Below are 20,410 nucleotides of genomic sequence, written 5' to 3' on the forward strand. Positions count from 1 at the left end.
ACCGTTCGAGCCCGCTCCGCCCTTTGCTTCGTCCCGAGCCTGTCGAGGGGCGTGGGAGGCGACCCTGGAAAAACGAGGAAAACAGCCGTCTTTCTCGTGTGCTCGCAAAATTAAATCGGGAAGATCAAATATTTCCCTTGCCATACGGTCACGGCCTGCCATCTCTTCACCGTTGAGATTCGGCCTGACGACTTGGCCTCGCCGCGACAAGCGCGCCTGACTGACGACCTCTCCAAAATCTCGATTCGCACGGCTGCGTTAGGCGCGGCCTGTCTACACTCGTTTCCAAAGGAAAACGCTCCCATGAACAAGGGAACCGTCAAGTGGTTCAACGCCCAGAAGGGCTTCGGCTTCATTCAGCCGGATAACGGCGGCAACGACGTCTTCGTGCACATCAGCGCCGTCGAGCGTGCCGGCATGAGCAACCTCAACGAGGGCCAGAAGGTGACCTTCGACGTGGTCGCTGATCGCCGCACCGGCAAGTCCTCGGCCGAGAACCTGCGCGCCGCCTGAGGCGGTTGCACGCGACCAGCCTGCCGCAGCGCCCGGGCCTGGCCAGGCGCGGCGCGGAATCGGAGCCCCGCGTCTGGTTCGCCAGGCGCGGGGTTTCCTTTTGCAGGGCGCGGAGCCGCAGCGTCGGGTAGCCGACCACCGGCCCCTGGCGTCGCGCAGGCAGGGGCCTGGTGCTCCGCGACCGGTTCGGCGCTAACCGGTTTGGCGCTATGCGACCTCGGAGTCCTCGGCCGGCTCGTCGGACTCGTCCGAGGCGTCTTCCTCCCCGGCCTCGTCCTCGTCGTCCGCAAGCTGCTCGTCCTCGATCTCGTCCTGCTCCGCCTCAGCCTCCGCTTCCCGGGCGGCCGGCACCCGCTCCCCGGGCGCCGCCCGCCGGCGGCCGAAGGCCGTGCGGCTGCCCATGCCCCGGGCGCCCCGGCCACCGGCCGGCAGCCTGGTCGCGGCGGGCTCGGCGCCGCAGCTCGGGCAGACATAGGATGTCTGATTCAGATCGTAGTACCTGCTCGCGCAGGCAGGGCAGATGTGCTTCGCGCCCCAGTCGGCTCTCGCCAGCATTCGGCTTATTTCCTTATTCAAACGACAAATTATTGGAAATAAAGAGATGGGGGCCGAAAAATAATTTACAAGTGATGGTTGGAAATTCGGATCGTTCGCCGCGCTCGCCATCTGCGCGAATCCCGGCGCCCGGCGCCGGGCGGCGTGTCAGCTTTCGCCCAGCAGCCGCTCCACCGGCAACGGCGCCTGGCTCTTCACGCTGCGGGTGACGATGTAGGTGAAGTAGCGGTCGATGCCGATCTCGGCCTCGAGCAGGCGGTCGATCAGGCGCTGGTAGCCGTCGACGTCGGGCGCGACGACGCGCAGCAGGTAGTCGAGGCCGCCGCCGGTCGCCCAGCAGTCGAGCACCTCGGGGGTCTGCCGCATGGCCTGCTCGAAGGCCGCGAAGTCCTCCTGCCGGTGGCGCTGCAGCGTGACCTCGACCAGCACCTCGGTGACGGGCGCGACCCTGGCGAGGTCGAGTTTCGCCTGGTAGCCCCTGATCAGCCCCGCACCCTCCAGGCGCTTCAGCCGCTCCCAGCAGGGGCTGGGCGAGAGGTTGACGGCCTTGGCCAGGCGCACCTTGGTGATCCGGCCGTCGCGCTGCAGGACGGCCAGGATCTTCAGGTCGATCGCGTCGAGGCGGAGCGCCGCCGGCTTGCCCATGCTGGCGGTCCGTCAGGTCTCGACGGCGAGCACGCCCAGGCAGTCGCCGGCCTTGACCATGCCGGGGAAGTGCCGGCCGGCCAGCACGCCGTCGATCGGCGCGCGGTACTCGATCACGGCGCCGGCGGTGCGCCGCTGGTCGATGACCCGGGCGACCGGCTGGCCCGCGCAGACGAACTCGCCGAGGTCGACGCAGGGCTCGACCAGGCCGTGGTGCTCGCTGACCAGGTAGCCCTCGTCGGGCATGGTCAGCAGCGTCGTCTCGGCCGGCTCCGGCTCGCCCTCCAGGATGCCGGCGTGGCGCAGCAGGTTGAGAATGCCGCGCTCGGCAATGCGCACCGTCGAGGCGCGCGCCGTGCCGCCGCCGCCGAGCTCGGTCGTGACGAAGGTCTTGCCGAGCTCCTCGACCGCGGTGTCGTAGAGCCCGGTCGGGTCCATCTCGGTCATGATCACCGACCAGGGCGCGCCGAAGGCCTTCATGGCGGCGATGCAGCGCCCTTCGTGCTCCTTGTCGTCGAGCGCGTGGCAGGCGGCGAAGGGCAGGAACTCCAGGGTCCGGCCGCCCGAGTGGATGTCGAGCACGACGTCGGCGCGCGGCAGCAGGTGGCGGCAGAAGAAGTCGGCGATCTTCTCGGTCACCGTGCCGGTCGGCGAGCCGGGGAAGACCCGGTTCAGGTTGCCGTTGTCGATTGGCGAGGTGCGCCGCCCGGCGTCCAGGGCCGGGTAGTTCATCGCCGGCACGATGATGATCCGGCCGCGGATCCTCGATAGGTCGAGGGCGGCGGCCAGCTTGTAGAGCGCGACCGGCCCCTCGTACTCGTCGCCGTGGTTGCCGCCGGTCAGCAGCGCCGTCGGGCCCTCGCCGTTGGCGGCGACGCAGATCGGCGTCATCACCGAGCCCCAGGCCGAGGCGTCGCTGGAGTAGGGCAGCTTGAGGAAGCCGTGGCGCAGGCCGGGCGCGTCCAGCTCGACGGTCGGCCGGATCGGCGAGGGCCGGAGACCGCCCCCGGCCATGCTCTTGTCGGTCATCGCGTCTGCTCCTCGCGCCCGCGCACTGGCTTCACCCTTCGACAGGCTCAGGATGAAGCCCTCGGGGGCCTGCGCTGCAGGTCCCCTCCGCTTCATGGTGAGCCTGTCGAACCATGAAGCGGACAGCCGCTAGCCCTTGACGAACAGCTTGCGCGGCACGTCGGCCAGGGTCTCGCAGCCCGTCCCGGTTATCACGATGGACTCGGTGATCTCCAGGCCCCAGTCGTCGAACCAGAGGCCGGGCATGAAGTGGAAGGTCATGCCGGGCTCCAGGATCGAGGTGTCGCCGGGCCTGAGGCTCATGGTGCGCTCGCCCCAGTCGGGCGGGTAGGACAGGCCGATCGGATAGCCGCAGCGGCTGGTCTTCTCGATGCCGTAGCGCTTCAGCACGCCGAGGAAGGCCCGGGCGATCGCCTCGCAGGGCTCGCCCGGCTTCGCCGCCTCCAGGCCGGCGGCGAGGCCTTCCAGCACCGCCTTCTCGGCCTCGGCGACCCGCGCCGGTGGCTTGCCCAGGTAGAGCGTGCGCGACAGCGGGCAGTGGTAGCGCTTGTGACAGCCGGCGATCTCGAAGAAGGTCGCGGCACCGGCCTCCAGCGGCCGGTCGTCCCAGGTCAGGTGCGGCGCCGAGGCGTCGGCGCCGGTCGGCAGCAGCGGCACGATGGCGGCGTAGTCGCCGCCGGCCTCCGGCAGGCCGTCGGCGGCGGCCTTGAGGATCTCGCCGACGATCTCGTTCTTGCGCCGGCCCGGCTCGGCAATCTCCAGGATGCGGGCGTGCATCCGCTCGACGATACGCGCCGCGGTGCGCATGTAGGCCAGCTCCTGCTCGGACTTGACGGCGCGCTGCCAGTTGACCAGAGCCGTGGCGTCGGCGAAGCGGGCGTCGGGCAGGTGGCGCTGCAGCGAGGCGAAGGCGGCGGCGCTGAAGTAGTAGTTGTCCATCTCGACGCCGATGCGCCGGGCCGCCCAGCCGCGTTCCGAGAGGATGCCCGAGAGCTGGTCCATCGGGTGGCGCACCGCGGACTGCACGTACTCGTCGGGGTACCAGAGGATCCGCTCCTCGGCCATCCAGACGGTGCGCCTGGCGCCGTTGGCGTCCTGGGCCCGGCCCCACCAGAGCGGCGCCTCGTCGAGCGGCAGGATGACCGCCTGGTGGACGTAGAAGGACCAGCCGTCGTAGCCGGTCAGCCAAGCCATGTTCGAGGGGTCGGTGACGATCAACAGGTCGAGGCCGCGCGCCTCCATGGCGCGCCTGGCCTTGGCGATGCGACGGTCGTACTCGCTGCGCTCGAACCGCGGGGAAGAGGTGGTCATCTGGTCTCCGCTCCTGATGTATCGCCTGGCGTCCCCCTCACCCTCCCACGCTCCGCGCGGGCCCCTCCCTCTCCCCTCAGGGGAGAGGGTGCCGAGCGTGCGCGAGGCGGGTGAGGGGGACGCCTGCGCTGACCCTACGTCTCGATCTCTTGCCCGACGCCGGCCGCGGCGCAGCGCTGGAAGGCGGCGGTGGCGATGGCGGTGTCCTGGATGCCGGTCCCGGTCAGGTCGGCGACGGTGATCTGGTCGTCCGTGGTCCGGCCGGCCGACAGCCCCGCGATCACCTGGCCGAGCTCCGGCGGCGCATGGTCGGCGGGCAGCAGGCCGGCGGCGATCGCGGCGCGCAGCTCGCCGAGCGTCGCGCACTGGCCGACCCGGTCGCAGACCAGCAGGTCGGCGCGAGCCAGCACGGCGGGATCGAGCTCGTTCTTGCCGGCGGCGTCGGAGCCCATGGCGGTGACGTGCAGGCCGGGATGCAGCCACTCGGCGCGAATCAGCGGCTCGCGGCTCGGCGTCGTCGTGACCACGACCTGGGCCGCGGCGACGGCTTCCTCGGCGCTCGGGACGGTGCGCACCGGGATGCCCAGGCGAGCCGCCATCTTCTCGGCGTAGGCCTCGGCCTTGGCCGGGTCGCGGGCCCAGACCAGCAGCTCCCCGAAGGGCCGGACCAGCGCCAGGGCCTGGATCTGCAGCTCCGCCTGGAGGCCGGCGCCGAGCACCGCGGCGCTGCGCACCGCGCGCGGCGCCAGGTGTTTCGCCGCGACCGCCCCGGCGGCGGCCGTGCGGATGTCGGTCAGGTAGCCGTTGTCGAGCAGCACGGCCTGGACGATGCCGGTCTCGGCCGAGAGCAGGACCATCAGGCCGTTGAGGCTGGGCAGGCCGAGCTTCGGGTTGTCGAAGAAGCCGGGGCTGATCTTGATCGCGAAGCCGTCCAGGCCGGGCACGTAGGCGGTCTTGACGTCGACCTCGCCGTGGCGCTCGGCGATCTCCATCGAGAGGATCGGCGGCATCACCACGGCCCTGGTCGCGAGTGCCGCGAAGGCCTGCTCGATCAGCTCGACGAGCCCGAGGTCGAGCGTCACCCGGCCGCGCAGATCGGCCTCGGTCAGGATGCGGATGCGCGGCATGCGTCAGTCTCCCTGCGTAGCGTCGTTTCGTTCGTCATCCCCGCCCTTCTGTTCGTCATCCCCGCGAAGGCGGGGATCCAGGGCCTTTCCGCCGCGGCCTGTGGCCCCTGGATCCCCGCCTTCGCGGGGATGACGGCGGAGGAGCAAGCCGCCCTCATCGTGCTCAATACCCGATCGCCGTCAGGAAGGCGCGTCGGTCGACGTTCCGTCCCGAGACGACGACGCCGACGCTGGCGCCCAAGTCCGGGACCAGCCGCTCCAGCAGCACGGACACGCCGACCGCGCCGGCGCCCTCGACGACCAGGCCTTCTTCCTCGAACAGCCAGCGCATGCCGCGGGCGATCTGCGGCTCGTCGAGCAGGACGACCCGATCGACCAGGTCGCGGACCAGGGCGAAGGTGTGGCGGTTGGCGAGGCCGATGCCGCCGCCCAGGGAGTCGGCGAGGCTCTCCTGTTCCTCGACCTCGACCGGCCGGCCGGCGGCGAGGCTGGCGTGCATCGCCGCACCCCGCGCCATCGAGATGCCGACGATGCGGATCGCCGGCTTGAGCGCCTTGGCGGCCAGCGCGATGCCGCCGAGCAGGCCGCCGCCCGACAGCGGCACCAGCAGCGTGTCGAGCCGCGGCGCGTCCTCCAGCAGCTCGAGCGCGATGGTGCCCTGTCCCGCCACGACGTCGGCCTGGTCGAAGGGCGGGATCTCGGCCAGGCCCTCCTCGGCGACCAGGCGGTCGACCTCGGTCTGGGCCTCGTCCTGGGAGCGGCCGACGATGCGCGCCTCGGCGCCCAGCGCCTCGATCGCCGCGACCTTGTTGGCCGGCACCAGGCGCGACATGCAGACGATCGCCGGGATGCCGAGGCGCCGGGCCGCATAGGCCACGGCGCGGCCGTGGTTGCCGGTCGAGGCGCAGGTCACGCCGGCCCGCGCGTGCGCCGGCGGCAGCTGCGCGACGGCGTTGGCGGCGCCGCGGATCTTGAAGGCGCCGATCGGCTGCAGGGTCTCCAGCTTGAGCAGCACCTCCGTCCCCGCCTCGGCCGAGAGCGCCGGCGAGGGCACCAGGGGCGTGCGCAGCGCGACGCCCGAAATGCGTCCGGCGGCGCGCCGGACGTCGTCCAGTTCGAGCGGTGCAGGCTGCCATGACGTGTACATCTATTTGGGAAAGGCCCCGAGGATCAGCACTTCGGCGCAACAATCTGGCCGAAGTGCTCAATGATGTACACAAGTGTTGCGCCGTCCACGATGCTTTGGCAAGCTTCTTGGCCATGCGCTCCCGGTCGGAGCGCGTTTCCCGAGAAAACAGGGGCCGCGGCGCGCCGCCGACGGCCCGAACGAGTTGCACCAACGCACGCGGGAGGTGGGTATGGGAGAGCAGTTCACCCGTCGTTCGGCCCTGGGGCGCGCCGCCCTGGGCCTGGTCGCCCTGGGCGTCGTGGCCGTGGCGGCGGCCGCCCTGGTCGCCGGCACGGCACACGCCGAGTCGACCCTCGAGAAGGCGCGCAAGCAAGGCTACATCCGCATCGGCTTCGCCAACGAGGCGCCCTTCGGCTATGCGACGCCGGCCGGCAAGCTGACCGGCGAGGCCCCCGAGGTCGCCAAGGCGATCCTCAAGAAGATGGGCATCCCCGAGGTCGACGGCGTGCTGACCGAGTTCGGCTCGCTGATCCCGGGCCTGCAGGCGCACCGCTTCGACATCATCGCCGCCGGCATGTTCGTCAATCCGAAGCGCTGCCAGCAGATCGCCTTCTCCGAGCCGAGCTACGGCATCGGCCAGGCCATGCTGGTCAAGAAGGGCAACCCCAAGAAGATCGTCGACTACAGCACGATCGCCAAGAGCCCCGACCTGAAGCTGGCGGTCATGGCCGGTGCCGTCGAGGGCGGCTATGCCAAGGAGGCCGGCGTTCCGCAGGACCAGGTCATCCAGCTTCCGGACCCGCCGAGCCTGCTCGCCGCCGTGCAGTCCGGCCGGGCCGACGCGGCCGCGCTGACCGCGCTCTCGATCGCCAATCTCGCCGCGAAGGGCGAGGGGGTCGAGTCGACCAAGCCCTTCGGCATGGTCGCCGGCAAGTCGGTCAAGGGTCACGGCGCCTTCGGCTTCCGCAAGGAGGACAAGGAGCTGCTCGCCGAGTTCAACAAGCAGCTGAAGGCTTTCATCGGCACGCCGGAGCACATCGCCCTGGTCGAGCCCTTCGGCTTCGGCAAGGACTACCTGCCGAACAAGACCACGGCCGAGCTCTGCGCCGGCAAGTGATCCTGTTCGCCTGACCGGGCCGCGCCGGGCGTCTCCTCCGGGAGCGTCCGGCGCCCCGGTCGCGGCGCCGGACGCGGTGCCGATCGGGGTGCCGATCGGGGGTTCTGGGCGGGGGACTCGTGCCATGGGCGTTCGTCAGACGACGATCCTGGTCATCCTGAGTTTCGTGGCGGGGCTGGTGGTCGCCAGCTTCGCCGGCTTCCGCGAGTTCATCCCGGGCCTGCTGGAGGGCGCCTGGGTCACGGTCAGGATCACCGTCCAGGGCTGCCTGCTCGCGGTGGTCATGGCGGTGATCGCCGGCATCGCCAAGATGTACGGGCCCTGGCCGCTGCGCTGGCTGGCGGTCTGCTACATCGAGGTCTTCCGCGGCACCTCGGCCCTGGTCCAGCTGTTCTGGCTGTTCTTCGTGCTGCCGCACTTCGGCGTCTTCCTGGAGCCGATGACGGTCGCGGTGGTCGGCCTCGGCCTCAACGTCGGGGCCTACGGCGCCGAGGTCGTGCGCGGCGCGATCCAGGCCGTGCCGCGCGGCCAGTGGGAGGCCTCGACGGCGCTCAACCTGACGCGCATGCAGGCGCTGCGCCGGATCATCCTGCCGCAGGCCCTGGTCGCCATGATCCCGCCCTGGGGCAACCTGTTCATCGAGCTGCTGAAGTCGACGGCGATCGTCTCGCTGATCACGATCGGCGACCTCGCCTTCCGCGCCCAGCAGATGAACCAGACGACCCTCAAGACCGTGCAGATCTTCTCGATCGTGCTGGTCATGTACCTCGCGATCTCGATGGTCATCACGCTGCTGATGCGCCTGCTCGAGCGCCGCGCCGCCGCCGGCCTCAGCCGCGGCCGGGTCAGCTGAGGGAGGGGACGATGGGCGGGTGCCAAGTGTTCGCGTCGAGTTCCCCTCTCCGCCCCCGGGGGCGGAGAGGGCAGGGAGAGGTGGGGGTTTTACCCCTCCGTTCCTCCGTTCGTCGCATGAGGCGCGGTGGCGGGGCGGCACCGTCGGGATGGCTCCGGTTCGGCAGCAGCCGCGACCGCCGGCTCGCCCCGCCTCTCCCTGCCCTCTCCGCCCCCCGGGGCGGAGAGGGGACCGCATCGGTTGCCGGGAGGAGCTGAGCCATGCTCTGGGACTGGGGCTACACCTGGGAGATCTTGCCGGTCCTGGCCGGCGCGGCGATCGTGACGATCGAGGCAACCCTGGTCGGCTTCGTGATCGCGGCGCTCCTCGGCCTGGCCTTCGCCATCCTCAGGATGTCGCCCTCGGCTTGGGTCCGCCTGCCGGTCGGCGGCCTCGTCGAGTTCATCCGCTCGACGCCGCTCTTGATCCAGATCTTCTTCCTGTTCTTCGTCTTCCCGAAGTTCGGCGTGACGCTCTCGGCCTTCACCGCCGGCTTCCTGGCGCTCGGCCTGCACTACTCGACCTACTGCTCGGAGGTCTACCGGGCCGGGCTGGAGAACATCCCGAAGGGGCAGTGGGAGGCCTCGATCGCGCTCAACCTCAGCCCCTGGGTCACCTTCCGGGACATCATCATCCCGCAGGCCATCCCGCCGGTCGTGCCGGCGCTCGGCAACTACCTGGTCGCGCTGTTCAAGGAGACGCCGCTGCTCTCGGCGATCGCCGTCCTGGAGCTGATGCAGACCGCGAAGATCCTGGGCTCGGAGAACTTCCGCTACACCGAGCCGATGACCCTGGTCGGGATCTTCTTCCTTTTGCTCAGCCTGATCTCGGCCGCCGGCATCCGCCAGGTCGAGCGCTGGCTCAAGAACCGGAGGGGCTGATGGAGGCTTCGACCAGCGAACGGCCGGCCGCCGCCGAGGGCGGAGTCGCGCCGATGGTGCGCTTCGACAGGGTCACCAAGCGCTACGGCGCCCTGACCGTGCTCGACGACCTGCAGCTCGACATCGCGGCGGGCGAGAAGGTCGCGATCATCGGGCCCTCGGGCTCGGGCAAGACCACCGTGCTGCGCATGCTGATGACCCTGGAGCGCATCGACGGCGGCGTCATCTGGGTCGACGGCGAGCCGATGACCCACATGCCGGGGCCCGGGGCGGCAGGGAGCGGCTCGCTGGTGCCGGCCAGCCAACGCCACCTGCGCCAGGTGCGCGGCAAGGTCGGCATGGTGTTCCAGCACTTCAACCTCTTCCCGCACATGAGCGCGCTGAAGAACTGCATGGAGGCGCCGGTCACGGTGCTCGGCCTCTCCAGGAAGGAGGCCCGCGAGCGCGGCGCCGAGCTGCTCTCGATGGTCGGGCTCGGCGACAAGCTCGACCACTTTCCGGGCCAGCTCTCGGGCGGCCAGCAGCAGCGCGTCGCGATCGCCCGGGCGCTCGCCATGCGCCCCAAGGTCATGCTGTTCGACGAGGTCACATCGGCGCTCGACCCGGAGCTGGTCGGCGAGGTACTGACGGTGATCCGGAAGCTGGGCGCGGAGCACGACCTGACCATGATCATGGTGACCCACCAGATGGGCTTCGCCAAGGAGTTCGCCGACCGGGTCTGCTTCTTCTACCAGGGCCGCATCGCCGAGACCGGCGCGCCGGCGGAGCTGTTCGGCAACCCGGAGAACGAGCGCACCCGGCAGTTCCTCAGCGCCGTGCTCGAGGCCGGATGACGGGCGGCGAGGCCGCCAGCGCCGCCGCCGCGCCGCTGCGCCGGCGCCGTTCCGCCCGCGGGACCGGGGGCGTCAGTCCCGGCCGGTCGCGCTCCTCGGCGCGCGAGCGGCTCGACCGCATCTACACGACGATCCGCGACCGCATCTGCCTGCTCGACTACGCGCCGGGCACGCGCCTGTCCGAGGAGGAGCTGGCGAGCGAGTTCAAGGTCAGCCGCACGCCGATCCGCCGGGCGCTCAGCCGCCTTGAGGCCGAGGAGCTGGTCGAGATCCGCCACGGCGTCGGCAACTTCGTGACCGACGTCGACGAGGCCGACCTGAAGCAGGTCTTCCAGCTGCGCATGGAGCTGGCGGTGCTGATCGGCCGGCTCGACCCGCTGCCGCGCGGGCCCGAGGATCTCGCCCGGATGGAGGCGCTGCTGGCGCGCTGCGACCGCCTGGCGCAGGACCCGGAGCCGCGCGCCTTCGCCCGGCTCAACATGGACTTCTTCCTGGAGTTCGACGCGATGATCGGCAACCGGCCGCTGCGCGAACTGACCGCCCGGCTCTACTACCAGACCAGCCGGATCTGGCTGAAGTCGGTGCCGCACCTCAACCTCGGCCACGAGATCGAGATCTTCCGCCGCGAGATGGCCGAGACCCTGGCGGTCATGCAGAGCGGCGACCTGGAAGCCGTCGGCCACATCCGCCGCCACCACATCTCCATGTCCGTGCGGCGCATGCTGGACTATGGCGAGGGGGAGGAGGGGTAGCGGTCCTAGATCGCCAGGGCCTTCTGGTAGGCGAAGAGGGTCGGCGTGCCGCCGCTGTGCAGGAAGACGATGTCGTCGGCGGCGCTCCAGCGGCCGGCGCGGACCAGGGCGATCAGGCCGGCGAGGCCCTTGGCCGAATAGACCGGGTCGAGCACGAGCGCCTCCAGGCGGCCGGCGAGGCCGATCGCCTCGAGGGTCGCGGCGTGGGGCAGGCCGTAGGCCGGGCCGGCATGGCCGGCGACCACCTCGACCCGCTCCTCGGGGAAAGGAACGCCGAGAAGTTCGGCGGCCTCGGCGCCGTAGCGCCGCACGTCGGCCTCGACCCGCTCGGGCTCGGCGTCGATGTCGATGCCGACGATCTCGGTCTCCGGCAGGGCGAGGGCGGCGCCGACGACGAGGCCGGCCTGGGTGCCGCCGCTGCCCGAGCAGTGCACGACGGCGCGCGGCGCGAAGCCGAGGGCGGCGCTCTGCTGCGCGATCTCCAGCAGCGCCGAGGCGTAGCCGACGGCGCCCAGGCCGCTGGAGACGCCGTAGGGCACGAGGTAGGGCCGGCGGCCCTCGGACCTGAGGCTCTCGGCCAGCGCCTCGATCGGGCCGTTGCGGTCGCCGCTCCAGTCGACGGCGTGCAGCGTCGCGCCGAACAGGCGGTTGAGCAGGGCGTTGCCGCTGGTCTCGTAGTCGGGGGGCGGGGCGGCCAGGCGGCCGTGGTAGACGACCAGGTGGCAGGCGAGGCCGAGCTTGGCCGCGGCGGCTGCGACCTGGCGCTGGCTGTTGGACTGCGCGACGCCGCCCGAGACCAGGGTGTCGGCCTCGGCCTCGATCGCCTCGGGCAGCACGTAGTCGAGCTTGCGCAGCTTGTTGCCGCCGAAGCCGACGCCGGTGCAGTCCTCGCGCTTGACCCAGAGCCGGGGGCCGCCGAGCTGGGCGGTCAGCCGCCCCAGGGGTTCGAGCGGGGTCGGCAGATGGGCGAGCCCGACGCGCTCGAAGCGCGCGAGCCGGTCCGCCAGCCCCGCCACCGACCCCTGGTTCATGGCAGGAGCCTAGCGGTTCTCCCGGAGTCCGGGAAAGGCGGCTCCGCCCCTCGTGCCGCGGCTCAGCCGGCCGGGCGCCCGCGCTCCCGGCCGAGCAGCTGCGTCAGCTCCTCCAGCAGGCCGCGCAGCCGGCGCCACGTCTCCTCTCCCATCTCGCGCGCACGGTCCGCCTCGAACTCCCGGCTGATCGCGACCAGGGCGTCGTGGAGCTGCCAGCCGCGCTCGGTCAGCCGCACCAGCTTGGCGCGGCCGTCGCTCGGGTCCGGCGCCAGCTCGGCGTAGCCGCGCTCGCGCAGGGCGTCGACCAGCTGGGCCATGCTCTGCTTGGTCATGCGCGCCCGTTCGGCGAGCTCGGTGACGCGCGAGCCGTCGCGGGCGATGTGGCGCAGCACGGCGCGGTGTGCCGGGCGCGCGTCCTCGAAACCGCGCTCGCCGAGCCGGACCTGGCTGCAGTCGTGCGGGGCCTCGAGCGCTTCGTCGCCGAGTTCGGCATCCCGGTCGAGGAGACCGGCGCCCAGGAGCGGTCGGTCTCCGAGGCGCTCGTCGCCCGGGTCGTCCGGGAGTGCGAGCGCCTCGGGATGTCCGTGGCCCGCCGAGTCTCAGGCGGCGACCAGCTCCGGCACGCTGCCGAGCGCGGCCTCGAGCGCGGCCGTCCGCGCTTCCGCGCCGAGCGCGAGTCCTTCGGCCCTCACGAAGCTCACGTCGGCAATGCCGAAGAAGCCGAAGACGGCTCTCAGGTAGGGCTCCTGGAAGTCGACCGCGGCCTGCGGCGTGTCCGGCCTGTAGAGGCCGCCGCGCGAGGAGGCGACGATCACCTTCTTGCCGCCGGCGAGGCCGGTCGGGCCGGCCTCGGTGTAGGCGAAGGTCCTGCCGGCGACCGCCAGGCGGTCGATCCAGGCCTTGAGCTGGCTGGGGATGCCGAAGTTGTACATCGGCGCACCGACCACCACGACGTCGGCGGCCAGGAACTCTTCCAGCGCCGCGGCACCGAGCGCGATGGCGGCCCGGGTCTCGGCGTCGGGCTCGGCCTCGACCGCCGGCAAGCCCGGCTTGACGGCCGGCAGCTGGCGGGCGTCGAGGTGCGGGATCGGCTCGGCGGCAAGGTCGCGGCGCAGCACCTCCAGGCCCGGGACGGCGGTGCGCCAGCCCTCGACGACGGCGGCCGAGAGCTGCCGCGAGACCGAGGCGTCGCCGAGGATGCTGGAGTCGACGTGCAGGAGCTTCATCGTTCTGATCCCTCTTGTTCAAACGGTCCCGATCCAGATACTTCTGGAACGACTGGGCCGGTAGACGCCCGAATGGCGACAGCACGTTCTTCTGGTGGAACGATGAAGGACCTCAACGACCTCGCCTTCTTCGCCGCCGTGGTCAGCCACGGCGGCCTGTCGCCGGCGGCCCGGGCGCTCGGCCTGCCGAAGTCGCGGCTGAGCCGCCGGCTCGCAGCCCTGGAGGCGGAGCTCGGCCTGCGCCTGGTCGAGCGCACGACTCGCCGCTTCAACGTCACCGAGGCCGGGCGCGACGTCTTCGACCACGCGCGCGCTGCCTTGGCCGAGGCCGAGGCGGTCGACGCCGTCGCGGCCCGCCTGCGCGCCGAGCCCCAGGGCCTGGTCCGGGTGAGCTGCCCGCTCGGCGCCGAGCTGCCCCTGGCCGCGGCGCTGCCGGCCTTCCTGGCGCGCCATCCCCGGCTGCGCGTCCAGCTGCTCCAGACCAATCGGCGCGTCGACCTGATCGACGAGCGGGTCGACCTCGCGATCCGCGTGCGCGAGCGGCTGGAGGGCGACGCCGACCTGCAGCTCCGCATCCTCGGCAGTACCCGCTCCCTCCTCGCCGCCAGCCCCGCCTTGCTGGCCGAACGCGGCCGGCCGGAGTCACCGGCGAAGCTCGCGGCCCTGCCGACGCTCAGCAGGACCGAGCAGCCGGGACCGGACCGTTGGACGCTGGCCGGTCCCGCGGGCGCGCGCGAAACGCTGGTCCACGAGCCGCGGTTCGCCGCCGGCACCTTCGCCGTGGTCCGCGACGCCGCCATCGCCGGACTCGGCGTCGCGCTGCTGCCCGAGATGACCTGCCGTCAGCCCTTTGCCGACGGCACGCTCGAGCGGGTGCTGCCGGACTGGAGCGGCGAGGCGGGCGTGCTGCACCTCGTCTTCACCTCGCGCCGCGGCCTGCTGCCCGGCGTGCGGGCGGTCATCGACTTCGTCGCCGAGACGCTCGGCGGCTGCTCCCGCGACGCGTTGCCGCCGGCCTGAGCGTCGGCGACGGATCGCTCGGCCTGCGGCGTTGAACCTGCGAACGGCCGCTCCGACGGAACGGCTGCGCTTCGCCGTCCGTCCATGTCAGGATCTCCCCATGCCCGAACGTCCCGAGTCGACGGAGGACCGCCCGGCCTTCGGCTGGCGCTGGATCGGCCGCACGCTGCTGCTGCGCCGCCGGCAGTCGATCGCCGTCGCGGCCCTGACCGGGCTCGCCTACGGCGTCGGCCTGGTCTTCCCGATCTCGATCCAGAAGGCGGTCGACGCCGTCGTCGGCGGCCACGCCGCGACCGGCCCGGTCGTCGGGCTGGCGCTGCTCGCGCTGGCGGCGGCGGGCCTGGAGGCGGCGGTCTCCTTCGCCCACCAGCGCCTGCTGATCCGCCTGGTCACCTTCCTCGACCGGCGCATCTCGCGCAGCGTCTTCGCCCAGCTGATGCGCGTGCGCCAGGACGGTGCCGGCTTCCGCTCCGGCGAGATGATCAACCACTTCCAGCAGGCGACGAAGATCCGCGACTTCGTGCTGACCCAGGTGCCGCGCGTCGTCTTCGATGCCGGCGGCGCGGTCGTCGCCCTCGGCCTGATGCTCTGGTACGACCCGCTGATCGGGGCGACGCTGGTCGTCCTGTCCGGCGTCTTCGCCTGGGCGACGCGCGGGCAGCGCGGCCGGCTGCGCCGGGTCAAGGACGACTACTACGCCGCCATCGGCGAGCGGCAGAACGTGCTGTCCGAGACGGTCGGCGGCATGGCGACGGTCAAGTCGCTGGCCCTCGAAGGCCACCGCATGGGCCGCTGGGAGGCCGCGACCGCCCGCATGCTCGACCAGCTCGGCGCGGTCATGGCGCTCGGCCGCACCTTCCAGCTGCGCGCGCAGCTGACCTCGCGGCTGCTGACCCTGCTGGTCGTCGGCCTCTGCCTCTGGCGGCTCTTCTCCGGGGACCTGACGGTCGGCGAGATGCTCGCCCTGCAGCTGCTGGCGGCCCGGGTGACGCGGCCGATCCTGGCGCTGGGCGACCTCTATCGCGGCTACCAGGAGGCCGACGTCGCGATCAGCCGCATCGGCGCCTTCCTGGCCGAGCCGCGCGAGCAGGCGGCTGTGCGCCCGGCGCTGCGCCGGCTCGGGCCCGGCGGCATCGCGCTGTCGGAGGTCTCGCTGACCTATCCCGGCGCCGCCCGGCCGGCGCTCGACCGGGTGACGGCACGGCTGCCCGAGCAGGGCGTCGTCGCCATCGTCGGGCGCAACGGCTCCGGCAAGTCGAGCCTGCTGCGCATCCTGCTCGGCCTGCGCCGCGACTACGAGGGCCGGGTCGAGATCGGCGGCGCCGACCTGAGGGACTACGACCCGCGCTGGCTGCGCAGCCGCATCGGCGTGGTCGACCAGGACACGGTGCTGTTCTCCGGAACGGTGCGCGAGAACCTCTGTGTCGGCCGGCCGGCGGGCGATGCGACCCTGCGCCGGGCCCTGCGCTTCGCCGGCGCGCTCGAGCTCGTGGAGGCGCTGCCGGGCGGGCTCGACGCCGCGCTGAGCGAGGGCGGCCGCTCCCTGTCCGGCGGCCAGCGCCAGCGCCTCTCGGTCGCCCGCGCCGTGGTCCGCGACCCCTGCATCGCCCTGCTCGACGAGCCGACCGCCTTCCTCGACGCCGAGGCCGCGGTCGAGCTGGAGCGGCGCCTCGCCGACTGGGGCCGCGAGCGGCTGCTGATCCTGGTGACCCACCACCTGGCGGCGGCGCGCCACGCCGAGCGCATCCTGGTGCTCGACGAGGGGCGGCTGGTCGGCGACGGCCGCCACGACGACCTGGCCGCGGCCGTGCCCGCCTACGCCACGCTCTGGCGGGACTACCTGCGCTCGCTCGACTCGGAGCCGCCGCACGCCGAGGCGGCGGAATAGGCCTCAGCCGGCCCCGGGCCGCGCCGCGGCGGCGAGCCGGTCCCAGCAGTCGTCCTGCGCCGTCGAGAGCCGGTGCTTCATGATGCGCTGGCTGGGCGTGCGCTCGAAGTCCTCGACCAGGGCGATGTAGCGCGGGTTCTGGTAGGGCGCGAGCCGCTCGCCGAGCCAGGCCGAGAGCGCGGCCGGCTCGAGGGTCGCGCCGGGCTTCGGCTTGACGAAGAGCTTGATGTCCTGCTCGCCGATCTCGGCGGCGACGCCGACCATCGCGCAGTCCTCGACGGCCTCGTGCAGCACCGCGACGTGCTCGACCTCCCAGGCCGAGACGTTCTCGCCCCGGCAGCGCACGTTGTCGGTGCGGCGGCCGTGGAAGTAGAGGTTGCCCGCGGCGTCGAGCGAGCCGACGTCGCCGGTGTGCAGCCGGCCGCCGCGCAGCGCCTTCGCGCTGGCCTCGGGATTGTCGAAGTAGCCGGGGAAGAGGGCGCCGGGCAGGCTCGTGCGGACGACGATCTCGCCGCGCTGGCCGGTCGGGACCGCCTCGCCCTCTGGCCCCTCGAGGGCGACCGAGAACCAGGGCATCGGCCGGCCGACCGAGCCGACCGGCCCGCCGTCGTTGCAGGTCGTGATGCTCGAGGCCTCGGTCATGCCGTAGCACTCGCGGACCTCGACGCCGAAGCGGCGCTCGAAGGCCTGCCAGATCTCGCTCGGGCAGCCGCCGCCCCAGGCGATGCGCACGGGATGGCCGCGGTCGAGGGTGCTCTCCGGCTGCTTCAGCAGGATCTGCAGGATGCCGCCCAGGTAGTGGATGTGGGTGGCGTCGTAGTCGCGCACCTGCTGCCAGAAGCGGCTGGCGCTGAAGCGCTCGACCAGGGCCAGCACGACGCGGCGCAGCAGGGGCAGGACCAGCAGCTGGGCGCCGCCGATGTGGTAGAGCGGCTCCCAGACCAGGAAGACGTCGCCGTCGCGGGCCGCCGAGACCCGCACCACGGCCTCGCCGGCGAGCCGCATCATCAGGTGCGAGACGACGACGCCCTTCGGCCGGCCGGTCGTGCCCGAGGTGTACATGATGCAGCAGGGCGAGGTGGCGGCGGGGGCCGCCGCCTCGAAGCCCGCCCCGGAGTCGAGCAGCGGCGCCAGCGGGCGGCCGGCCTCGGCCGCGCCGCGGACCAGCAGCGGCAGGTCCGCGAGCGCGGCGCCGCAGTCACGGATCGTCGGCACGACCTCGGCCTCGGCGATCAGGGCGCGCGCCCGGCAATGCTCGAGGATGTAGCGCAGCCCCTCGCCGCGCTGCCGCACGTTGACCGGCACCCAGACCAGCCCGGCGCGGGCCAGGGCGAAGAGCACCGCCAGCGCGTCCCGGCTGTTGGCCAGCATGACGGCGACATGGTCGCCGCAGGACAGGCCGAGACCGAAGAGGCCGGCGGCCAGCGCCGCCGAGCGGCGGTCGAGCTCGCCGAAGGTGATCGGTGCGCCGTCGAAGCGGCCGTAGACGGCCTCGGGCTCGGCGGCGGCGCGCGCCAGGAACAGCTCGAGGAAGCCTTCGTCGGAGAGGGTCATGCGGGAGGCCCGGGAGTCGTGGAGTCGGAAGGACGGCGGATCAGCCGCTGCGGCGCAGCCGCTCGGCGCCCAGCAGCACGGCGGTGATGACGACGAAGACCACGACCGAGACCGCCGCCAGGGTCGGGTTGAGCTGCAGGATCATGTCGTCCCACATCTGCTTGGGCAGGGTCGTCGTGACGCCGCCGCTGACGAAGATCGCCACGGTCAGCTCGTCGAAGGAGGTGATGAAGGCGAAGAGGAAGGCCGCGACCACGCCGCCCTTGATCAGCGGCACGGTGACCAGGCGCAGCGCCTGCAGGCCGTTGGCGCCGAGCGTCGCCGCGGCTTGGTTGAGCCGCCAGTCGTAGCTCTTCAGCACCGCCGCGACGGCGATGAAGGCGAAGGGCAGGGCCAGCACCGTGTGGCCGATGGTCAGGCCGAGGTTGGTCGCGACCAGCCCGAGCTTGGCGAAGAGGTAGAACAGCCCGACGGCGATCACGATGCGCGGCACGATCATCGGCGCCAGGAAGAAGGCGAAGACGGCGCCGCGCCAGCGGGCCCGGGCGCGGGCCAGGGCGAGCGCGCCGAGGCCGCCGATCACGGTCGCGATCAGCGCCGTGGCGAAGGCCACGCCGAAGGAGCGCAGGGTCGCCGAGATCCAGACCGGCGAGGAGAGGTAGACCTCGAACCAGTGGGTGCCGTAGCCGGGCGGGGGGAACTCGAGGAAGTGCGAGCTGGTGAAGGCGATCGGCAGGACGACGAGGGTCGGCGCGACCAGGAAGACCAGCAGCAGCACGACGTAGCCCGGCAGCAGCCGGCGCCGCAGGCCCGGCCCCGCGATCCGCGCGACGGCCTCGGCGAGGGCGGCGCTGGCCGTGGCCGCGAGGCCGAGCAGCCCGAGGCCGAGGCGGCGCAGCAGGCCGCGGCCGCCGCCCCTGCGGCGGGGCGGCTCGCCGGACAGCGAGGACAGGCCGAAGACCCGGTCGTAGAGCCAGCAGGTCGCCAGCGCCGTGACCAGCAGCAGCGCCGCCAGGGCGCCGGCGAAGCCCCAGTTCAGCATCTCCTGGATCTGCACGATGACGAGCTGCGCCAGCATCGTCTGGTGCCGGCCGCCGAGCAGCGCCGGGACGATGAAGAAGCCGAGCGAGGAGATGAAGGTCAGCAGGCCGGCCGCCGCCACGCCCGGCATCGAGAGCGGGAACCAGACCAGCCAGAAGCTGCGCGCCGGTGCGGCGCCCAGCGTGCCCGCGGCCTGGCCGAGCCGGCGGTCGATGCCGGTCATGACCGGCAGCATGGTCAGCACGGCGAGCGGCAGCATGGCATGGACCATGCCGATCAGCACGCCGGCCTCGTTGTGCAGCAGGTCGAGCTCGGGGCCGCCGAGCGCCGCCGAGACGCGGTTGAGCAGGCCGGTGCGGCCGAGCACGATCATCCAGGCGAAGGTCTTGACGAGATAGCTGGTCCAGAACGGCACGACGACCAGCAGGATCATCCGGCCGCGCCGCCGGTCCGGCAGCTGCGCCAGCCAGTAGGCCAGCGGGTAGCCGAGCAGCAGCGAGGCGAGGGCGGTCAGGGTCGCGATCCGGAAGGTGATGCCGAGCACCCTCAGGTAGACGTCGACATGGAGCAGGCGCAGGTAGGCCGTGGCCGAGAGGGCGCCGGTCTGCGGATCTTCGAGCGACAGGCCGAGCAGCTGCGCCACCGGCAGCAGGAAGAACACGGCCAGGAAGGCGAAGCCGGGCGCGGCCAGCCAGAGCGGGCCGAAGCGCGGGCGCCAGCGGCGGGCCGGCACGGCGGGGACGGTCGCGGCGAGGCTCACGGCACCAGCACCGCGGCTTCGGGCCGCCAGCAGGCGGTGACCGGCTGGCCGAGCCGGGGCAGGGCGGCGTCCGGCGCCAGGCGCACCGTGACGACCGCGCCGTCGGGCAGCGCGATCAGCACCCGCGTCTCGGAGCCGGCGTAGACCAGCTCGGCGACCTCGCCGGCGACCCGGTTGAGGGCGGGGGCGGCGACGCCGTTCTTCGGCTCCGCCTCCAGGGTCAGGTGCTCGGGCCGGACCACCAGGCTGGCCTCCGCCCCCGGTGCTGCGCCGTCGAAGAGGAAGCGCCCGGCCGGAGTAGCGAGCAGCGGGCGGCCCTCGGCGGAGCGCTCGACGCGGCCGCGGAAGATGTTCGACAGGCCGATGAAGTCGGCGGCGAAGGCGCTCCTGGGATGGGCGTAGATCTCCTGCGGCACGCCGGTCTGCTCGACCCGCGCGTGGTTCATCAGGCAGATCCGGTCGGACAGCGCCAGCGCCTCCTCCTGGTCGTGGGTCACGTAGACGATCGTCGCGGCCGATTCCCGGTGCAGCCGCTTGATCTCGATCTGCATGTGCTCGCGCAGCTTCTTGTCGAGCGCGCCGAGCGGCTCGTCCATCAGGATCACGGAGGGCTGGTAGACGAAGCAGCGGGCCAGCGCCACCCGCTGCTGCTGGCCGCCGGACAGCTCGCGCGGGAAGCGCTCCTTCAGGTGGTCGAGCCGGACCATCGCCAGCGCCGCCTCGACCCGCTCGGCGAGCGCGCGCGCGCGGCAGCCGCGCATGCGCAGCGGGAAGCCGACGTTCTCGCTGACCGTCAGGTGCGGGAACAGGGCGTAGTGCTGGAAGACCAAGCCGATGTCGCGCCTGTGGACCGGCGTGCGGGTCTCGTCGCGGCCGTCGATCAGGATCCGGCCGGCGTCGGGCTCGACGAGGCCGGCGATCAGCTGCAGCAGGGTCGTCTTGCCCGAGCCGGAAGGGCCGAGCAGCGTCAGGAACTCGCCGGGCTGAACGTCGAGGCGGGTCGGCTCCAGGGCGACGACCGGTCCGTAGGACTTGGCCAGGCCGTCGACGACCAGCTTGGGCTGGCGAGGGGGCGCGTCGGTCAAGGTCGGCACTCCTGGAAAGGG

20 protein-coding genes are annotated in these 20,410 nt (G+C 72.3%); 8 read left to right on the plus strand and 12 right to left on the minus strand.

The annotated features are described in order from the left end of the window. Positions 1 to 303 precede the first annotated feature (303 nt). Complete coding sequence (locus B9O00_RS21400; RefSeq protein WP_085124773.1) at positions 304 to 513, plus strand: cold-shock protein; 210 nt, start codon at positions 304 to 306, stop codon at positions 511 to 513. A 207-nt stretch (positions 514 to 720) separates the two neighbouring features. Here B9O00_RS21400 and B9O00_RS21405 read toward each other — a convergent pair whose 3' ends face one another. The 6 genes from B9O00_RS21405 to eutB all read right to left on the minus strand — a co-directional run bounded on the left by B9O00_RS21405 (position 721) and on the right by eutB (position 6,327). Next, entirely contained in the window at positions 721 to 1,068 is a 348-nt protein-coding gene (locus tag B9O00_RS21405) for an FYDLN acid domain-containing protein (RefSeq protein ID WP_159460282.1), read from the minus strand. A 147-nt stretch (positions 1,069 to 1,215) separates the two neighbouring features. Further along, the gene (locus B9O00_RS21410) at positions 1,216 to 1,713 is read right to left on the minus strand and encodes an Lrp/AsnC family transcriptional regulator (protein WP_085124774.1); all 498 of its coding nucleotides are present in this window, start codon (positions 1,711 to 1,713) and stop codon (positions 1,216 to 1,218) included. 12 nt (positions 1,714 to 1,725) lie between these two features. Continuing rightward, positions 1,726 to 2,742 carry a N(2)-acetyl-L-2,4-diaminobutanoate deacetylase DoeB gene (gene doeB / locus B9O00_RS21415; RefSeq protein WP_235017173.1) on the minus strand — a complete coding sequence of 339 codons (1,017 nt, stop codon included), beginning with the start codon at positions 2,740 to 2,742 and terminating at the stop codon, positions 1,726 to 1,728. A gap of 129 nt (positions 2,743 to 2,871) precedes the next feature. Beyond that, positions 2,872 to 4,053 carry an ectoine hydrolase DoeA gene (doeA, locus tag B9O00_RS21420; RefSeq protein WP_085124775.1) on the minus strand — a complete coding sequence of 394 codons (1,182 nt, stop codon included), beginning with the start codon at positions 4,051 to 4,053 and terminating at the stop codon, positions 2,872 to 2,874. A gap of 134 nt (positions 4,054 to 4,187) precedes the next feature. Further along, positions 4,188 to 5,180, minus strand: coding sequence for a cyclodeaminase (locus B9O00_RS21425; RefSeq protein ID WP_085124776.1), 993 nt, complete (start codon positions 5,178 to 5,180; stop codon positions 4,188 to 4,190). Positions 5,181 to 5,343: 163 nt separating this feature from the next. Further along, entirely contained in the window at positions 5,344 to 6,327 is a 984-nt protein-coding gene (gene eutB / locus B9O00_RS21430) for a hydroxyectoine utilization dehydratase EutB (protein ID WP_085124777.1), read from the minus strand. A gap of 211 nt (positions 6,328 to 6,538) precedes the next feature. Here eutB and ehuB point away from each other — a divergent pair, with 211 nt between their 5' ends. The 5 genes from ehuB (at position 6,539) to B9O00_RS21455 (ending at position 10,784) form a co-directional block, all read left to right on the plus strand. Continuing rightward, positions 6,539 to 7,426, plus strand: a complete 888-nt coding sequence (gene ehuB, locus B9O00_RS21435) for an ectoine/hydroxyectoine ABC transporter substrate-binding protein EhuB (protein WP_085124778.1) — start codon at positions 6,539 to 6,541, stop codon at positions 7,424 to 7,426. 124 nt (positions 7,427 to 7,550) lie between these two features. Beyond that, on the plus strand, positions 7,551 to 8,279 hold the full coding sequence (gene ehuC, locus B9O00_RS21440; protein WP_085124779.1) for an ectoine/hydroxyectoine ABC transporter permease subunit EhuC: 729 nt from the start codon (positions 7,551 to 7,553) through the stop codon (positions 8,277 to 8,279). 260 nt (positions 8,280 to 8,539) lie between these two features. Beyond that, on the plus strand, positions 8,540 to 9,199 hold the full coding sequence (gene ehuD, locus B9O00_RS21445; RefSeq protein WP_085124780.1) for an ectoine/hydroxyectoine ABC transporter permease subunit EhuD: 660 nt from the start codon (positions 8,540 to 8,542) through the stop codon (positions 9,197 to 9,199). Continuing rightward, entirely contained in the window at positions 9,199 to 10,032 is an 834-nt protein-coding gene (ehuA, locus tag B9O00_RS21450) for an ectoine/hydroxyectoine ABC transporter ATP-binding protein EhuA (RefSeq protein WP_085124781.1), read from the plus strand. Before ehuD ends, ehuA begins: the two co-directional genes overlap by 1 nt. Next, entirely contained in the window at positions 10,029 to 10,784 is a 756-nt protein-coding gene (locus tag B9O00_RS21455; protein WP_085124782.1) for a GntR family transcriptional regulator, read from the plus strand. Before ehuA ends, B9O00_RS21455 begins: the two co-directional genes overlap by 4 nt. Before the next feature lie 5 nt (positions 10,785 to 10,789). On the opposite strand, the gene B9O00_RS21460 is transcribed toward B9O00_RS21455, so the two are convergent. The 3 genes from B9O00_RS21460 to B9O00_RS21470 all read right to left on the minus strand — a co-directional run bounded on the left by B9O00_RS21460 (position 10,790) and on the right by B9O00_RS21470 (position 13,041). After that, complete coding sequence (locus B9O00_RS21460; RefSeq protein WP_085124783.1) at positions 10,790 to 11,815, minus strand: D-cysteine desulfhydrase family protein; 1,026 nt, start codon at positions 11,813 to 11,815, stop codon at positions 10,790 to 10,792. 62 nt (positions 11,816 to 11,877) lie between these two features. Continuing rightward, positions 11,878 to 12,333 carry a MarR family winged helix-turn-helix transcriptional regulator gene (locus B9O00_RS21465; RefSeq protein WP_085124784.1) on the minus strand — a complete coding sequence of 152 codons (456 nt, stop codon included), beginning with the start codon at positions 12,331 to 12,333 and terminating at the stop codon, positions 11,878 to 11,880. A gap of 81 nt (positions 12,334 to 12,414) precedes the next feature. Then, positions 12,415 to 13,041, minus strand: a complete 627-nt coding sequence (locus tag B9O00_RS21470; RefSeq protein ID WP_085124785.1) for an FMN-dependent NADH-azoreductase — start codon at positions 13,039 to 13,041, stop codon at positions 12,415 to 12,417. A 102-nt stretch (positions 13,042 to 13,143) separates the two neighbouring features. Here B9O00_RS21470 and B9O00_RS21475 point away from each other — a divergent pair, with 102 nt between their 5' ends. Continuing rightward, positions 13,144 to 14,061: a LysR substrate-binding domain-containing protein gene (locus B9O00_RS21475; protein WP_085124786.1), complete on the plus strand. Its 918-nt coding sequence runs from the start codon at positions 13,144 to 13,146 to the stop codon at positions 14,059 to 14,061. 100 nt (positions 14,062 to 14,161) lie between these two features. After that, positions 14,162 to 15,949, plus strand: coding sequence for a peptidase domain-containing ABC transporter (locus B9O00_RS21480; protein WP_085124787.1), 1,788 nt, complete (start codon positions 14,162 to 14,164; stop codon positions 15,947 to 15,949). A gap of 3 nt (positions 15,950 to 15,952) precedes the next feature. Here B9O00_RS21480 and B9O00_RS21485 read toward each other — a convergent pair whose 3' ends face one another. From B9O00_RS21485 to B9O00_RS21495, 3 genes are read right to left on the minus strand one after another with little or no spacing between them, the layout of a single operon-like run. Beyond that, complete coding sequence (locus B9O00_RS21485; RefSeq protein WP_085124788.1) at positions 15,953 to 17,503, minus strand: AMP-binding protein; 1,551 nt, start codon at positions 17,501 to 17,503, stop codon at positions 15,953 to 15,955. 40 nt (positions 17,504 to 17,543) lie between these two features. Further along, positions 17,544 to 19,304, minus strand: a complete 1,761-nt coding sequence (locus B9O00_RS21490; RefSeq protein ID WP_085124789.1) for an ABC transporter permease subunit — start codon at positions 19,302 to 19,304, stop codon at positions 17,544 to 17,546. Then, positions 19,301 to 20,389 (minus strand): ABC transporter ATP-binding protein, encoded by a 1,089-nt coding sequence (locus tag B9O00_RS21495; protein ID WP_085124790.1) that lies wholly within the window; start codon positions 20,387 to 20,389, stop codon positions 19,301 to 19,303. Before B9O00_RS21495 ends, B9O00_RS21490 begins: the two co-directional genes overlap by 4 nt. Between the last annotated feature and the right edge of the window lie 21 nt (positions 20,390 to 20,410).

This window comes from Tistlia consotensis USBA 355, assembly GCF_900177295.1.
In the GTDB taxonomy this organism is placed as follows: Bacteria; Pseudomonadota; Alphaproteobacteria; order Kiloniellales; family DSM-21159; genus Tistlia; species Tistlia consotensis.

What these genes read in the sequence shown, in the direction of transcription:
- B9O00_RS21400 (WP_085124773.1), top strand. Translation starts at nt 304, where the DNA reads ATGAACAAGGGAACCGTCAAGTGGTTCAACGCCCAGAAGGGCTTCGGC.
- ehuA (WP_085124781.1), top strand. Translation starts at nt 9,199, where the DNA reads ATGGAGGCTTCGACCAGCGAACGGCCGGCCGCCGCCGAGGGCGGAGTC.
- B9O00_RS21480 (WP_085124787.1), top strand. Translation starts at nt 14,162, where the DNA reads ATGCCCGAACGTCCCGAGTCGACGGAGGACCGCCCGGCCTTCGGCTGG.
- ehuB (WP_085124778.1), top strand. Translation starts at nt 6,539, where the DNA reads ATGGGAGAGCAGTTCACCCGTCGTTCGGCCCTGGGGCGCGCCGCCCTG.
- B9O00_RS21460 (WP_085124783.1), bottom strand. Translation starts at nt 11,815, where the DNA reads ATGAACCAGGGGTCGGTGGCGGGGCTGGCGGACCGGCTCGCGCGCTTC.
- B9O00_RS21405 (WP_159460282.1), bottom strand. Translation starts at nt 1,068, where the DNA reads ATGCTGGCGAGAGCCGACTGGGGCGCGAAGCACATCTGCCCTGCCTGC.
- ehuC (WP_085124779.1), top strand. Translation starts at nt 7,551, where the DNA reads ATGGGCGTTCGTCAGACGACGATCCTGGTCATCCTGAGTTTCGTGGCG.
- B9O00_RS21470 (WP_085124785.1), bottom strand. Translation starts at nt 13,041, where the DNA reads ATGAAGCTCCTGCACGTCGACTCCAGCATCCTCGGCGACGCCTCGGTC.
- B9O00_RS21425 (WP_085124776.1), bottom strand. Translation starts at nt 5,180, where the DNA reads ATGCCGCGCATCCGCATCCTGACCGAGGCCGATCTGCGCGGCCGGGTG.
- doeB (WP_235017173.1), bottom strand. Translation starts at nt 2,742, where the DNA reads ATGACCGACAAGAGCATGGCCGGGGGCGGTCTCCGGCCCTCGCCGATC.
- doeA (WP_085124775.1), bottom strand. Translation starts at nt 4,053, where the DNA reads ATGACCACCTCTTCCCCGCGGTTCGAGCGCAGCGAGTACGACCGTCGC.
- eutB (WP_085124777.1), bottom strand. Translation starts at nt 6,327, where the DNA reads ATGTACACGTCATGGCAGCCTGCACCGCTCGAACTGGACGACGTCCGG.
- B9O00_RS21475 (WP_085124786.1), top strand. Translation starts at nt 13,144, where the DNA reads ATGAAGGACCTCAACGACCTCGCCTTCTTCGCCGCCGTGGTCAGCCAC.
- B9O00_RS21410 (WP_085124774.1), bottom strand. Translation starts at nt 1,713, where the DNA reads ATGGGCAAGCCGGCGGCGCTCCGCCTCGACGCGATCGACCTGAAGATC.
- B9O00_RS21455 (WP_085124782.1), top strand. Translation starts at nt 10,029, where the DNA reads ATGACGGGCGGCGAGGCCGCCAGCGCCGCCGCCGCGCCGCTGCGCCGG.
- B9O00_RS21485 (WP_085124788.1), bottom strand. Translation starts at nt 17,503, where the DNA reads ATGACCCTCTCCGACGAAGGCTTCCTCGAGCTGTTCCTGGCGCGCGCC.
- ehuD (WP_085124780.1), top strand. Translation starts at nt 8,540, where the DNA reads ATGCTCTGGGACTGGGGCTACACCTGGGAGATCTTGCCGGTCCTGGCC.